Source organism: Sphingobacterium sp. 40-24, assembly GCF_001899705.1.
Classification (GTDB): domain Bacteria; phylum Bacteroidota; class Bacteroidia; order Sphingobacteriales; family Sphingobacteriaceae; genus Sphingobacterium; species Sphingobacterium multivorum.
On record NZ_MKWH01000057.1, the window covers coordinates 53502 to 68420 of the forward strand.

At 39.8% G+C, this 14919-nt stretch carries 11 protein-coding genes; 5 read left to right on the top strand and 6 right to left on the bottom strand.

The genetic code is table 11. The annotated features are described in order from the left end of the window. The 6 genes from BGP15_RS21140 to BGP15_RS21165 all read right to left on the bottom strand — a co-directional run bounded on the left by BGP15_RS21140 (nucleotide 1) and on the right by BGP15_RS21165 (nucleotide 7173). Entirely contained in the window at nucleotides 1-1311 is a 1311-nt protein-coding gene (locus BGP15_RS21140; RefSeq protein WP_070566001.1) for an NAD(P)/FAD-dependent oxidoreductase, read from the bottom strand. Nucleotides 1312-1564: 253 nt separating this feature from the next. After that, complete coding sequence (locus tag BGP15_RS21145; protein WP_286770691.1) at nucleotides 1565-1897, bottom strand: 2Fe-2S iron-sulfur cluster-binding protein; 333 nt, start codon at nucleotides 1895-1897, stop codon at nucleotides 1565-1567. Nucleotides 1898-1899: 2 nt separating this feature from the next. Next, complete coding sequence (locus tag BGP15_RS21150; protein ID WP_286770692.1) at nucleotides 1900-2904, bottom strand: NAD(P)/FAD-dependent oxidoreductase; 1005 nt, start codon at nucleotides 2902-2904, stop codon at nucleotides 1900-1902. A 2-nt stretch (nucleotides 2905-2906) separates the two neighbouring features. Beyond that, complete coding sequence (locus BGP15_RS21155) at nucleotides 2907-3344, bottom strand: MarR family winged helix-turn-helix transcriptional regulator (RefSeq protein WP_046671811.1); 438 nt, start codon at nucleotides 3342-3344, stop codon at nucleotides 2907-2909. A gap of 115 nt (nucleotides 3345-3459) precedes the next feature. Beyond that, the gene (secDF, locus tag BGP15_RS21160; protein ID WP_286770693.1) at nucleotides 3460-6441 is read right to left on the bottom strand and encodes a protein translocase subunit SecDF; all 2982 of its coding nucleotides are present in this window, start codon (nucleotides 6439-6441) and stop codon (nucleotides 3460-3462) included. Between the two features lie 258 nt (nucleotides 6442-6699). Continuing rightward, nucleotides 6700-7173 (bottom strand): hypothetical protein, encoded by a 474-nt coding sequence (locus BGP15_RS21165; RefSeq protein ID WP_070565992.1) that lies wholly within the window; start codon nucleotides 7171-7173, stop codon nucleotides 6700-6702. A gap of 224 nt (nucleotides 7174-7397) precedes the next feature. Between BGP15_RS21165 and guaB the strand changes: the two genes are divergently transcribed. The 5 genes from guaB to BGP15_RS21190 all read left to right on the top strand — a co-directional run bounded on the left by guaB (nucleotide 7398) and on the right by BGP15_RS21190 (nucleotide 14783). Continuing rightward, on the top strand, nucleotides 7398-8873 hold the full coding sequence (guaB, locus tag BGP15_RS21170) for an IMP dehydrogenase (protein ID WP_070565990.1): 1476 nt from the start codon (nucleotides 7398-7400) through the stop codon (nucleotides 8871-8873). Between the two features lie 143 nt (nucleotides 8874-9016). After that, nucleotides 9017-11296, top strand: a complete 2280-nt coding sequence (locus BGP15_RS21175) for an ATP-dependent helicase (protein ID WP_070565989.1) — start codon at nucleotides 9017-9019, stop codon at nucleotides 11294-11296. A gap of 53 nt (nucleotides 11297-11349) precedes the next feature. Then, nucleotides 11350-12177 (top strand): DUF4290 domain-containing protein, encoded by an 828-nt coding sequence (locus BGP15_RS21180; RefSeq protein WP_286753217.1) that lies wholly within the window; start codon nucleotides 11350-11352, stop codon nucleotides 12175-12177. 211 nt (nucleotides 12178-12388) lie between these two features. Further along, nucleotides 12389-13714 (top strand): UDP-N-acetylglucosamine 1-carboxyvinyltransferase, encoded by a 1326-nt coding sequence (gene murA, locus BGP15_RS21185; protein WP_286753218.1) that lies wholly within the window; start codon nucleotides 12389-12391, stop codon nucleotides 13712-13714. A 136-nt stretch (nucleotides 13715-13850) separates the two neighbouring features. Continuing rightward, entirely contained in the window at nucleotides 13851-14783 is a 933-nt protein-coding gene (locus BGP15_RS21190) for a hypothetical protein (RefSeq protein WP_286770694.1), read from the top strand. The last annotated feature ends 136 nt before the right edge of the window (nucleotides 14784-14919 follow it).

A 14919-nucleotide genomic window follows, 5' to 3' on the forward strand; every position in this document is an offset into this window, starting at 1 on the left:
TTAGTGGGCAGTTTCTGCTTGTTTTTCCTCTGGAGTTGGCTCATCATATTTGTGGAAGATCAAACGCACACCACTGTTTTTGGTGAAAAATTTGATCGACCAGTTGACGAATGTGATCAATTTATTTCTGAATCCATAGATGGACATCAAGTGGACAAACATCCATGTCATCCAGCCAAAGAATCCATTGAAATGGATTTTTCCCATGTCGACGACAGCTTTGTTACGACCTACCGTAGCCATGGATCCTTTATCAAAATAGTTGAATTTCTCTGTTGGTTGATTGGACATGGTTTGGAGAATGTGTTTTGCAACATATGCTCCCTGCTGTTGCGCTACCGGTGCAACACCAGGTAAGCCACGAGGAAGATCATCTGTGATAAATGCCGAAACATCACCAATAGCATAGACCCCTGGCATATCAATAACACGGCATTGATCATCTGTCTGTATACGGTTACCACGTTGGATAATCTCCTTTTTGAAACCATTCGGATACTGCCCAGCTACACCTGCTCCCCAGATAACAGTTTTTGTTTCAATGCTTCTGCCATCGGCGAAAGTAATTGAATTGCCATCATATCCAGTTACCTGAACATTCAATAATACTTCTACACCCAAATCTTTGAGGTACTTTTCTGAATCTTTAGAAGATTTTTCAGATAAGTTGGCCAATACTTTTGGAAGTCCTTCAACCAGGTAAACCGACATCTCAGATTTTTTCAATTCTGGATAATCTTTCTCAAGAACATTGTTTTTAATTTCTGCGATTGCTCCCGAAAGTTCTACACCTGTTGGACCACCCCCAACAATAACAAAGTTCAAATTAGCTTTACGATCAGCAGGGTTTTCTATTCGCACTGCTTCTTCGAGGTTCTGTAAAACATAGCTTCGAATATTTAATGCTTCTTGTATATTTTTCATCGGCAAAGCATATTTCGTGATTTGCTGATTTCCGAAGAAGTTCGTGGTAGCACCTGTCGCAACAATTAAATAATCGTAGTCAAAATCACCAACATCTGTTCTTACAATCTTAGCTTCATTGTCTACGCTTTTTACGTCAGCAAGTCTAAAATGAAAGTTGTCTTGACCTTTGAACATTTTGCGAACAGGGAAGGAGATGGAGTCCGCTGAAAGAGTACCCGTGGCAACTTGGTACATCAATGGTTGAAAAGTATGAAAGTTATTTCTGTCCAGCAACAGAACTTCAACTTCCTTATTTTTAAGCTTTTTAGCAACTTCAATTCCTCCAAATCCAGCACCAATAATGATTACTCTTGGGAATTTTCTATTTGAACTATTGCTTGGCATATTTTTAATAGTTTGTTGTAAAAATTCGGTACAATCGAATTAAGCTGCAAATATCTTAAATTTTGGCTCAAAAAGCTAAAAAATATTTATTTATTATGCTGATATGTTGTGAATTTTATTGTAAAGAGGCTAATTCTTTCAATAATATGTTTTGTAGTTGTTTGATTTTTAGCTCTTTATAGTGTACATTGTACCCTTTGAAAAAAAACGATGTATAGTATCATCATTGTGTATTTTATACACAATGATGATACTATTGTAGCGCACCTTTGATCTTGATTTTCATGCCGTTGTTGTTATTCTGTAGATACAGCTGACAGGCAAGTCGACTTTGATCATCGGCATCCGGAAGCGTGTCCAGCATGTCGAGTTCTTGATCACTCGCTTGGGGAAGTGTATGCCGTCCTTCGACAACTTCGACATGGCAGGTAGCGCACAGCGCCATACCACCGCAAGTGGCCAATATCTCATAGTCGGATGCCTTTAAAATCTCCATGAGTGAAAGATTGATATCGGTCGGAACTTCCAGGATATTTTCGGTCCCATCCCGATCTATAACAGTGACTTGAATTAAATTATCGTCCATGGCTAGAAAGTATTTATACCGTTTACTGTGGTGTATTTGAATGTCAATTTTTGATCTGGATACACAAATTTGAACGCACTTTGGCACATTAGTGCAGCCTCATGGTACCCACAAAGAATGAGTTTCAGTTTACCTGGATAGGTGTTGATGTCTCCAATAGCATAGATTCGTTCGATATTGGTCGAGTAATCGAACGTATCGACCGCTATGGCATTTTTATCGATATTTAATCCCCAATCTGCAATTGGACCAAGCTTCGGTGTAAGACCATATAAAGGAATAAAATAGTCTGCATCTGTAGCAATGACTTCTTTTTCTTTATTTGTGGTTTCAACATGGGACAAGTAGCCATTGCCATGGATATTGGTCAGATTGTGAGACAATAATAGGTTGATCTTACCCTGCTGGGCCAATTTGAACACTTTCTCAGCCGAGTCTGGGGCACCCCTGAAGGAGTCACTTCGGTGGATTAAAGTGACCTGTTGCGCAATATCTGCAAGATGGAAAGTCCAGTCGAGCGCGGAGTCACCGCCACCGGCAATGACGATTTTTTTATCCCGGTATTTGGCGGGATCTTTTATCATATAATCGACGCCTTTTCCTTCAAAGAGATGAAGGTTTGGGATTTCTGGCTTGCGCGGTTCAAAGCAACCTAATCCCCCGGCAATGACAATGACCTGTGTATGGACCATCGTATGATCATTGGTTTCTACGATAAAGGAGCCATCGTCCTGTTTTGTGATATGTTCCACTCGCTCGCCTAAGGTGAATGTGGGGTCAAAGGGTTTAATCTGTTCGAGCTGTTTATCGATCAATTCCTGCGCAGTGATACTTGGATAACCGGGAATGTCGTAGATAGGTTTATGGGGGTAGATCTCCGAAAGCTGACCGCCCACTTGAGGTAGTACATCGATCAAATGGCAGCGCATTTTTAAAAGTCCAGCTTCAAAAACTGCGAATAGGCCAACAGGTCCTGCTCCGATGATACAGATATCCGTATTTATCATAGCTATTCTATATTTAAGTTGTTATATATTGTATTCAAAATTCTTGTAAAAGCTTCGAAATCTTCGTCTGCTAGATTTTCCCAGGCCTTCATGCGAATCTCTGTAACAAGCGGCGTTAGCGATGCTACTTTTAATTTTCCTTCTTCTGTCAAATGAAGGTAGAGACTTCGACGGTCAGTTTCGTCAGTAATCCGCTCGGCCAGGTTTTTTTTAAGAAGGATATCAACGATCCGTGTCAGTGTGGGCTGGTCTTTTCCGCAGCGCTTTGCCAATTCTTTTTGTGAAAGTTGATCTGTTTCGTATAAAGCCTTTAAGATGGTCCATTGGTCTACAGTAATATCAAATCCTTTCTCCGCAAAAGAAGATTGGGCGAACTGTTTTACTTTCTTGGCCGTTTGGTCCAAGATGAAAGAGTAGCGGTCAAATTTTTCGTTTAGCATACAAATATTTAGTGTAACAAATATATTTAAAATATTTAGTGTGACAAGTAATTTGAATGCAATAAAAAAAGGGCGTTCATTCGAACGCCCTTCTTTATTTTATTAACATTAGCTATTATGGTCTTACGACTTCAGCTTTTTTAGCTGTATTACCTTCTGCTAAATGCTTTCCTTTACGTAAGTCATATACCGAAGGTGCCGCTAAGATAATCGATGAATATGTACCTACGATAACACCGATTAAGATTGCGAATGAGAATCCACGGATAACTTCACCACCAAAGATAAACAATACAGCAAGAACAAACACGATTGTCAATGATGTGATGATTGTTCTACTTAAAGTAGAGTTGATCGCATGGTTTACGACATCGCCAAGATCTTCATTATGTGCATTTGGTTTCGATACGAATTCACGTAAACGGTCAAATACAACCACTGTATCATTCACCGAGTAGGCAATTACAGTTAATATCGCCGCCACAAAGTGTTGGTCAATATCCAATGAGAATGGTACGATACCATCCAAGATAGAGAATAATCCCAATAAAATAATCGCATCGTGAATTGTTGCAATAGCTGCTCCAACCGAATATTCCCATTTGTGGAAACGGATCAAGATGTAAGCTGCAACAATGATGATAGAGAAAATTGCGGAACTTGTTGCTCTAGATTTGATGTCGGTAGCGATACTTGGTCCAACTTTTTGAGACGAAAGGATCTCATGTTTATTGGAAGCATCTACTTTTGATAAACCTTGATTTAATTTGTCCAATACCTCTTTATCAGCAGTGTCCGAAGTTTCTTCGATATGGTAAGTTGTTGTTATACGCAGTTGGTTGGATGCACCGAAGACTTTTACTTCTGTTGTTTTCTGGAAGATATCATCCAAGTTTGTACGTACAGCTTCCAAGTCCACAGGTTTATCATAACGGACAGTATACGTACGACCACCTTGGAAATCCACACCTAAACTGAATCCTTTTGTGAAAATTGATGCCGCAGAAATTAACACGGCAACGATTGAAATCGCATAAAAGATTTTACGTTTCTGAACGAATTTAAAGTTTGCATTATGCAAGGTATTTGCAGACCAAGGGAAAGAGACTTTGATTTTGAAATCTTTCGCCAACATCCATTCAAAGATAACACGAGTAACAAGGATCGCAGTAAACAATGAAGTAATTATACCCACCATTAATGTTGTTGCGAAACCTAAGATTGGACCACTACCAAATAAGAATAAGATAATACCGATCAAAAACGTTGTGATCTGCGAATCCAGGATGGAAGGTAAAGCGTGTTTGTAACCATCTGCAACAGCCTGACGGATCGATTTTCCTAAGCCCAGTTCTTCACGGATACGTTCATAAATCAAGACGTTCGCATCGACCGCAGTACCCATTGTTAATACGATACCCGCGATACCCGGTAAGGTGAGTACAGCATTTAAGGATGCCAATACCCCCATAATGATAAATACGTTTAACAATACCGCAATGTTTGCCACGATACCTGCAGTATTGTAGTAAGCGATCATAAAGATCATTACTACGATAATACCGATAACAGCAGAGTTAACACCCGCATCAATGGCAGCCTGACCCAAAGTAGGTCCCACAATAGCTTCTTCAACAATTTTAGCAGTCGTTGGAAGACGACCTGCCTTCAATACGTTTGCTAAATCTTTGGTGTCTTCTACCGTAAAGGATCCAGAGATTGATGAACTACCATTTGGGATTTCACCGTTTACAGAAGGAGCCGAATAAACCACATTATCAAGAACGATAGCAATTGCATCTCTGTTTTGAGCCGCTTTTGCAGTAATTTTCTTCCATTCACGTGCACCTTCGCTGTTCATTTGCATACCAACCACAGGTTGATTTTTCTCATCAAAGTTTGCTGTTGCATCCGTAATGACATCTCCTGTCAATACAGCACCATTATCTTGTCCAGCCCCTTTAATTGCATATAATGATAGTTGCTCAGGTGTCTTTTGCTCAGGTTTTACAGCCCATAAAAGTTTTAAGTTTCCAGGTAGGATTGATTTTACCTCTGGACGTTGTAAATAAGCATTTACTTTTGCTGTATCTTTTAAAGAAGCAATACCAACCATTGAACCTGGCATAAGCGCCATTTGTTGGTTTTCGCCCATATAAACTGCTGGACGTAATACTTCAAATAATGGATTTTTCTGACCTAGATTTACAGCAGCACTGTCTTTCTTAGCATCTTTCTTACCACCGGTTAGATTAGACAATAAATCATCTGATTTTTTGCTTGTATCTGCAGCAGCATTTGTCGTAGCTGCTGGAGCAGCTTTTAACGTTGAAGCTAAAGTTTTGTCGATATTTTCTAATATTGGATAAACTTCCTGATTCGTATAGGTCTCATAGAATTCCAATTTAGCTGAACCTTGTAATAGGTTACGAACACGGCTTTCATCTTTTACACCAGGTAATTCGATTAAAATACGGTTTGTACCTTGTTGAATTTGAATGTTTGGAGATGCAACGCCAAATTTGTCGATACGCGTACGAAGTACTTTGTAAGAATTTTGGATGGCATTGTCTGCTTCTTTTTGAAGGAATGATTCAACTTTTGAGTCTGAATCACCCGGTTTAATTAAAGAAGCATTGTCTTTTGTTGAGAAGAATGTTGAAAGTGGCGTTGTCGCACCGATGGATTTGTATTCCTCCATAAATAAAGCAACGACTGTTTTTGCACTCGTTTTACTTTTTGCCACTGCCTGTTCCAACGCTTTGTTGAATTTCTCATCTTTTGGATTGTTCGCCAAATTGCGGATCAATTCGTCCAATGAGATCTCCATGGTTACGTTCATACCGCCTTTCAAATCCAATCCCAAAGCGAGTTCATTTGCTTTAGCTTCCCGATAGGTGTATTTTGCAAAACCTAAATTGTACACTACTTCACCTGCCATTGAGTCGAGATAGCTTTTCTCTTTTGCCAAGTCTCCTTTGGCAAAATTCTCAGCATCTCGCTCCACATTGCGGGTCACCCAAGTAAATGATAGGGAGTGTAGACACGCTAATGACACCACTATCACTAAAAGTTTAATCAGCCCTTTACCTTGCATCGTCTGTTATAATTGTATTAATTTTAATGTTAAATACTGTTTATGTAATTGATAATTAGTTCTCGTTTAATCACATTTTACCAAGAATGGCAAAGGTATAAAATTTTTGTAGAATGAAAAGTTTTATTTATGCCAATTAGGTCAACGGCATAAAAATAGGAGAATTGAAGAAAAAAAGAAATATTAATTGATTTTATTTATAAAAAAAGGCCCTACTCAAGACGAGAAGGACCTTTTTACACTGTTTAGTTGCTTATATTATTTCAATGTGTATTTGATACCAAAAGAAAATGTTGATGCATCAAAATCACTATTGTGGTTCAATCTCCAGTCTGGTTTCCAGTCTGCGTGGAAAGCAATCGGAGCAACTGGAATTTTGAATTCCAAACCTAGTTGAGGACGTAAAGCAACATTTGTAATATTATCTCCTACGTCGATAAATGTCAATTGTGCACCAACGCCGGCATACCATCCCAAACCATTCACGCCTTGGAAGGGTCTTGCATATTGGTAGTCTGCACCTACAGCAACCACGTGGTCGTCAAACATCACCTGTGCTTGTCCCATGTTGGCACCGCCAAAAGATTGCTTATATTGAACACCCCATAAGTCAGTTGTTGTACCATCGAATACAACACCTATCGCTGATCTAAATGGAGACTGAGCTTTCGCTTCCTGTGCGCCAAATGCTAATGCTGCGACGGCAGCTAATGAGAGTAATGTCTTTTTCATAATTATCTTATCTTTATATTTTCATTAATTAAAATAACTTTTCGTGTTACACAAAAGCAAATAGCTTGCCAAAAATGATATTGCCAACATAGGGGCCGTCATGTAGGCTTAATTCATAACGTTTCTAATTTGTCTTCCGATTGTAATTTGTATCTTTTATTTTTTATTATTGCTTATTTTTCTTAAATTTGCCTGGCAAATAGAAAACCCAATACATATTTGCCATGCAATTAGATCCACAAAAATTCGTAGCAGAAGGTCTCACTTACGACGACGTCTTATTAATTCCAGCTTATTCTGAAATTTTACCCCGTGACGTTGATACGAGCACTTCGCTAACAAAAAAAATCAAATTAAATATTCCATTGGTTTCTGCAGCAATGGATACGGTAACCGGTGCTGATTTGGCGATTGCGATTGCACAAGCTGGCGGTATTGGTATGTTACATAAGAACATGACTATTGCAGAACAAGCTGCTGAAGTACGTAAAGTAAAACGCTCTGAGAGCGGTATGATTCAGGATCCAGTTACGTTATTGGCAACAGCAACGGTGGGTGATGCCTTCAATATTATGAAGGAGCACAAGATTGGTGGAATCCCTGTTGTGAACGAAAAAGGTCAATTGGTCGGTATTGTAACGAATCGTGATCTTCGTTTCCAAAAAGATATGAGCCGTCCCATCAATGAATTGATGACCAAGGAAAATCTTGTGGTTGCTCCCGAAGGAACGGATTTGGTGAAAGCGGAAGAAATTCTTCAAAACGAAAAAATCGAAAAACTTCCAGTAGTCAATGAAGAAGGTATTTTGAAAGGCTTGATTACCTTTAAAGATATACAAAAATATAAGCATTACCCGAATGCTGCCAAAGATAGCCATGGTCGTTTATTGGTTGGTGCTGCAGTAGGCGTTACACCCGATACCCTTGACCGCGTGGAGGCTTTGGTGAAAGCAGGTGTGGATGTGGTCACAATCGATACAGCACATGGGCATTCTAAAGGTGTAATCGATAAGTTGAAATTGGTGAAATCGCAGTTTCCTGACCTACAGGTAATCGTTGGAAATATTGCAACAGGTGCAGCAGCAACAGCTTTGGCTGAAGCAGGTGCAGATGCTGTAAAAGTAGGTATCGGACCGGGCTCTATCTGTACAACCCGTATCATTGCTGGTGTCGGTGTTCCTCAGCTTTATGCCGTCTATGAAGTTGCCAAAGCCCTTAAAGGAACTGGCGTGCCATTGATCGCAGACGGGGGTATCAAACAGACTGGTGATATTGCAAAAGCAATCGCAGCTGGAGCAAGCACCATTATGGCTGGTTCTCTATTCGCAGGCGTGGAAGAAGCTCCAGGGGAAACAATTATCTATGAAGGACGTAAGTTTAAATCTTACCGCGGTATGGGCTCAATCGAAGCCATGGAAAAAGGATCGAAAGATCGTTATTTCCAAGACGTAGAAGATGATATCAAAAAATTGGTTCCTGAAGGTATTGTGGGACGTGTTCCATATAAAGGTACACTGGCTGAGGTTGTTTATCAATACATTGGTGGATTACGCGCTTCTATGGGCTACTGTGGTGCTGCTACAATCGAAAGATTACAGGAAGCACAATTTGTTCGTATTACAGGAGCAGGGCTGAGAGAGTCCCATCCACATAATATTTCCATTACGAAAGAAGCACCAAATTATAACAGCAGAGGCTAGATATTGCTTGGAGCATATAAAAACCGATAATCTTGATTATCGGTTTTTTTTGTGTAAAAATATTAGCAAAATAGCCTGAGTGATCAACAGGAAATTTGTACTTTTATACCCTATTCTCAGGTTTTAAAATTTAAGGAGTTAATTTGGATTATTTAGCGGGTTTAAACCCTTCACAACGAGGAGCCGTAGAGCAAACAGAAGGTCCTGTGATGATTGTTGCGGGGGCTGGTTCAGGAAAAACACGGGTCATTACCTATCGTGTCGCACACTTGATTCGAAAAGGTGTTGATCCATTCAATATCTTGGTATTAACATTTACCAACAAAGCGGCCAAAGAGATGCGCGCGCGTATCGTTTCTGTTGTTGGGAGCGAAGCGAAAAATATTTGGATGGGAACATTCCACTCGGTGTTTGCAAAAATACTCCGTGTAGAAGCTGAATTGATCGGTTATCCCAGAAACTTTACCATCTACGATACGGATGATACCAAAAGTTTGTTGCGTGCCATTTTAAAGGAAATGAATCTCGATGATAAGCTGTATAATGTCAATCATGTGTACGGACGTATCTCACAGGCAAAAAATAACCTGATCTCACCGCAGGAATATAATAAGAATGAAGCCATATTGGCCGAGGATATTTCCAATGGTCGTGGTCAATTGGGACAGATTTATATGACCTATGCACAGCGCTGTTACCGTGCTGGGGCAATGGATTTTGATGATCTGTTGTTTAAAACAAATGTATTGTTAAATAAACATCCAGAGGTACTGCATAAATACCAGCATCAATTTCGGTACCTGATGGTCGATGAGTACCAGGATACCAATTTCTCGCAATATCTTATTGTTAAACGCCTGGCAGCAGTCAATGAAAATATCTGTGTGGTTGGGGATGACGCACAGTCTATCTATGCATTTCGTGGGGCAAATATTCAGAATATCCTGAATTTCCAAAAAGATTATCCGGATGTTAAGATCTTTAAACTAGAGCAGAATTATCGATCTACGAAGATGATCGTGAATGCGGCCAATTCGGTGATTGCCAATAATCAGAATCAATTGGAGAAAAATGTTTTTTCGGATAATGAAGAGGGCGAAAAGATCAAGGTTTCACGTGCTTTCTCTGACAATGAGGAAGGTAAGATCGTGGCCGATCAAATCATTGAAGAGAAATCGTTAAAAGGACTTAATTATAAGGATTTTGCTATTCTGTATCGCACAAACGCCCAATCCAGGGCTATGGAGGAGGCCTTACGCAAAATCAATATTCCTTATAAAATCTATGGTGGTACTTCTTTCTATCAACGGAAAGAAATTAAAGATCTGATCGCGTATTTCAGACTAACCTTCAACCCGAATGATGAGGAAGCACTCAAGCGTGTGATCAATTACCCGCGTAGAGGGATAGGGGATACGACAATCGAGAAGATCATGATCGCTGCAGATCAGAATCAGTACCGTATATGGGATGTTGTTGCAAATGCGGCCCAGTTTCTAGATGGGCGTAGCGCAACGTCTGTCGGTGGTTTTGCACAGATGATACAGAGTTTTCAGGCCCTGGCCAAAAACAATAACGCATTTGATACCGCAATGCATATTGCACAGCACTGTGGTATTCTGAAAGAATTGTACGAAGACAAATCGGTAGAGGGGTTGGCACGTTACGAAAATATCCAGGAACTCCTCAATGGTATCAAGGAATTTTCGGAACGGGAAGATATCGAAGAACGTGGACTTGACGTCTATATGCAGGATATCGCCCTGTTGACAAACGACGATAATGATAAAGATCCAAATGCGGATACTGTATCATTGATGACCATCCACTCTTCCAAAGGCTTGGAATTTCCGATTGTTTTTATTGTAGGCTTGGAAGAAAACCTATTTCCTTCCCAGTTGTCGTTGAATTCCAGGTCGGAACTGGAAGAGGAACGAAGACTTTTTTATGTTGCCGTTACGAGAGCTGAAAAAAAATTACTACTTTCGTATGCTACTTCGCGATATCGTTGGGGAACGCTGAATAACTGCGAACCTAGTCGCTTCTTGGATGAATTGAATCCGGCATGTCTTGCATTGGATTTTAAACCACGACAAACTTCTGCCTCAGCCGGAAGTTTTCAAGGCGAACGAATTGCATGGCAGCAAAAGGACAGTGATGATACGTTTTCTAAACCTAAGCCTAAGCCCATGGTTAAAACAACATCGATACTGCCGAAAGCCCACAAACCTACTGCGGGTTTTGCTCCTTCAGATACATCAAATCTTCAGGTCGGCATGGAAGTTGAACATGAACGCTTTGGATTTGGTAAAGTTGTGAATCTCGAAGGAAACAAAGGAGATATAAAAGCAACTATTTTCTTTAAGGAGTTGGGACAGAAACAATTGTTGCTTAAATTTGCAAAACTTAGAATAATTCAATAATAAAATACCAAAACGATATCTTAATCGTTTAATTAGGTACTTATATTAGCTATATGAACTTTGACTACAACAGCACTAGACCAAAATTGATCCTTGCAGAATATGGTCGCAATGTGCAAAATATGGTAGATTACATCTGTACTTTACCCACAAAGGAAGAAAGAAATAAACATGCGCAGATTGTAATCGATATGATGGGGGTATTGAACCCACATTTGAGAGACGTGTCTGATTTTAAACATAAACTGTGGGATCACCTACAGATTATCTCTGATTTTAAATTGGATATCGACTCGCCTTATCCAATTGCCACAGCGAAAAGTGTGAAACACGAAGTTGAGCATTTAGGCTATCCGCAGCATTCCATTAGATTCAAGCACTATGGTTTTACCGTAGAGAAAATGATTGAAAAGGCGTTATTGGCCAATGACGAAGCCAAAAGAGAGCAGATGGTCATCGGTATCGCTAATTTTATGAAAATGGCTTACCTGACCTGGAATAAGGATTCTGTTTCAGACGAGTTGATCATCCAGGATCTAAAAGAATTATCAGGTTATCAATTGACCTTACCAGAGGGTACCGTATTGACTAAACTTGACTTTAAAACTCCGCCTCCGGGAAATCGCGTTAAAGGTCCTGCTAATAGTAATTCTGGCGGAAATAATAACAATAGCAATAACAATAATTCCGGTCACCAGTCGAAAGGTGGTGGCAAGCCTCGTATGACAAGTAACAATAACAATAATACGAAGCGCAATAACTACGGAAGCAATAACAACAGCTATAGTCGAGACAACAATAACAACAGCTACGGCAGGGACAACAACAACAATAACAGAAACAGAAAGCCGCAGGGTAACTATAATAACAAACGGGGCTAGTTCTTAAAGATTTCGTTTAAAGAAGCAGGCAATTGCGAAGTGATTAACAGATTTCTTTACAATTGCCTTCTTTTTTTTAGAACCGTACCACTTTAATCGGTAGCATGGTTCTTTGAGGCTTCCATCTTTGTGTAGTAGACGGAAGGCTAAATATCCCGAGGCAAATACAAAAACAGGGGTATGACACTAAGAAGATATCACTTATATATAAATGAACGCATTTGAAATAATCGGTGGAAAACCGTTAAAGGGAGAGATTATTCCTCAAGGAGCAAAAAATGAGGCCTTACAGATCCTTTCTGCAGTTTTACTGACAGAAGAACCTATGACTATCAGTAATATCCCAGATATTAAGGATGTCAATAAGTTGATCGATCTATTGGCTGCTTTAGGTGTTAAAATTAATCGTATAGATAAAGACACATACGTTTTTGAAGCTAAAGATATAAATATAGACTATTTCCAGTCACCCGAATTTAAAGAAAAAGGCGGTGGATTGCGCGGCTCTATCATGATTGTCGGCCCTTTGTTGGCCCGATTCGGAAAGGCCGCTATTCCGAAACCTGGGGGTGATAAAATCGGACGTAGACGATTGGATACACACTTTTTGGGCTTTGAAAAATTGGGTGCTAAGTTTGTATACGATGCGACTACCCATTTTTTTAACGTTGACGCGACAGAGTTAAAGGGAAGTTATATCCTGTTGGACGAAGCTTCTGTGACGGGTACAGCGAATATCGTGATGGCTGCTGTATTGGCAAAAGGGACAACAACGATATACAATGCGGCTTGTGAGCCCTATTTGCAACAACTATGTAAGATGTTGAATCGCATGGGAGCAAAAATATCCGGTATTGGATCTAATTTGTTGACCATCGAAGGCGTAGAGCGCCTTGGCGGAACTTCACACCGGATGTTGCCTGATATGATTGAAATAGGTTCTTTCATCGGACTTGCGGCAATGACCGGTTCAGAAATTACCATTAAGGATGTATGTTTTGAAGAACTGGGTGTTATTCCATCTGTATTTTCGCGCTTAGGTATCAAATTTGAATTACGTGGTGATGATATTTTTATCCCGTCACAAGAATCCTATGAAATCGATACATTTATCGATGGGTCTATCCTGACGATTTCGGATGCACCTTGGCCAGGTTTTACACCCGATTTATTAAGTATCGTACTTGTTGTGGCGACTCAGGCAAAAGGAAATGTATTGATCCACCAAAAAATGTTCGAGAGCCGCTTGTTTTTCGTCGACAAATTGATTGATATGGGCGCTCAGATCATTTTGTGCGATCCACACCGCGCAACCGTTATTGGACTGAATAAATCACACCATCTGAGGGGTATTGAAATGACTTCGCCAGATATTCGTGCCGGCGTGTCTTTATTGATTGCAGCGCTATCTGCCAAAGGAAAATCAGTGATCCACAATATCGAACAGATAGAGCGTGGCTATCAAGATATCGAAGAACGCTTGCGTAAATTAGGAGCAGATATTAAACGTATCGATGCTGAACCAAAAGGACATTAAGTATCGCAAATAGCCTGCCTACTAGCACAAAATAAACAAAATAAGAGAGGCCCCGGATATAAATTCCGGGGCTTTTCTGTGATATCTGCGTCAAATAAGGTAAATTTGTCTATACTACATTTAAAAAGCTATAGATATGGAAAAATATCTAAAAAAGTACGCCTTAGTTTTCCCGTTATTAGGCATAGCGCTTCTTTTTCAAAATTGTCAATCCTCTACACCTAAAGAGGTTAAGCTACATGAAGAATCAAATACAACAACGGATATCCGCTCTGCTAAACGGATCAATGCTGCGGTAATCGTACAAAAAGTTACTTTTCCCAATATGCCTTTTGCTGAACTAATCAGGTTGATGAATCTGACCAAAGATAGTTCACCTGCTGCATTGTGGAAGGCGATATCCACGCTACCCCAGGCGGAACAAATGAAGAAAGATAGCTTTGATATTGAAAATCCCCTGCAGCGTATGGAACTGATGCTTGTTCCTTTACGTAAGATGGAAATTAAATTTGATCAACAACAAGCGAAATCTGATGCGGAGGGCCTGACGTACCGCCTGGAAAATTATGTGAATTATAGCAAAGGTTCAGGCGAGGCTTTTTTAGCAAATAGTGGCAATGAGACTATCCATGTAGGGCTGAACTATCCAGAAGGAAAACTTAATGGATTGGCGAAAGTGCAGATACGCATAAATCCCAAAGAGTATATGATCGATAAGACCGGAAAAACAAAAGTAATTGCCGGAATTACCTGTCAGCAGGCCATTTACAATAAAATTGATGCAATGGATAAAACGCTCCCTAAATTTGTCGTTTGGAAGAGCCCACGGATCCCGAAAGGGATCAATCTGCTGCATCCTTATGTGTTTGATGAAAACGAAGGTATTCTTGAAATTGATGCCTATCTCAATGAAGATGAAAATTCCCTATTGCGCTTTACGACCACTGCTGTTGTCGAAAAGCAATTTGAACCCAAAGAATTTGGGGTAACAAAAGCACATGTTAAGCTTGATGGGGCCAAGGATCAAAACAACATCGAAAAAAATGTACTTGAAGTGGTGTTTCATTAGGAAACATCATAAAAAAGGAGTTGATTATTTGATCAACTCCTTTTTTATTTGGCTATTGTCTCGTCCTGAAATATCGATACACAAAAAGAATCGTTATGGAAGAAGGAACAAATTATGTAAAGCGGACTCAGCGTGA

Bases quoted from the DNA above. Each gene is read 5' to 3' on its own strand.
- BGP15_RS21140 (WP_070566001.1), bottom strand. From the start codon at position 1,311: ATGCCAAGCAATAGTTCAAATAGAAAATTCCCAAGAGTAATCATTATT.
- BGP15_RS21145 (WP_286770691.1), bottom strand. From the start codon at position 1,897: ATGGACGATAATTTAATTCAAGTCACTGTTATAGATCGGGATGGGACC.
- BGP15_RS21150 (WP_286770692.1), bottom strand. From the start codon at position 2,904: ATGATAAATACGGATATCTGTATCATCGGAGCAGGACCTGTTGGCCTA.
- BGP15_RS21155 (WP_046671811.1), bottom strand. From the start codon at position 3,344: ATGCTAAACGAAAAATTTGACCGCTACTCTTTCATCTTGGACCAAACG.
- secDF (WP_286770693.1), bottom strand. From the start codon at position 6,441: ATGCAAGGTAAAGGGCTGATTAAACTTTTAGTGATAGTGGTGTCATTA.
- BGP15_RS21165 (WP_070565992.1), bottom strand. From the start codon at position 7,173: ATGAAAAAGACATTACTCTCATTAGCTGCCGTCGCAGCATTAGCATTT.
- guaB (WP_070565990.1), top strand. From the start codon at position 7,398: ATGCAATTAGATCCACAAAAATTCGTAGCAGAAGGTCTCACTTACGAC.
- BGP15_RS21180 (WP_286753217.1), top strand. From the start codon at position 11,350: ATGAACTTTGACTACAACAGCACTAGACCAAAATTGATCCTTGCAGAA.
- murA (WP_286753218.1), top strand. From the start codon at position 12,389: ATGAACGCATTTGAAATAATCGGTGGAAAACCGTTAAAGGGAGAGATT.
- BGP15_RS21190 (WP_286770694.1), top strand. From the start codon at position 13,851: ATGGAAAAATATCTAAAAAAGTACGCCTTAGTTTTCCCGTTATTAGGC.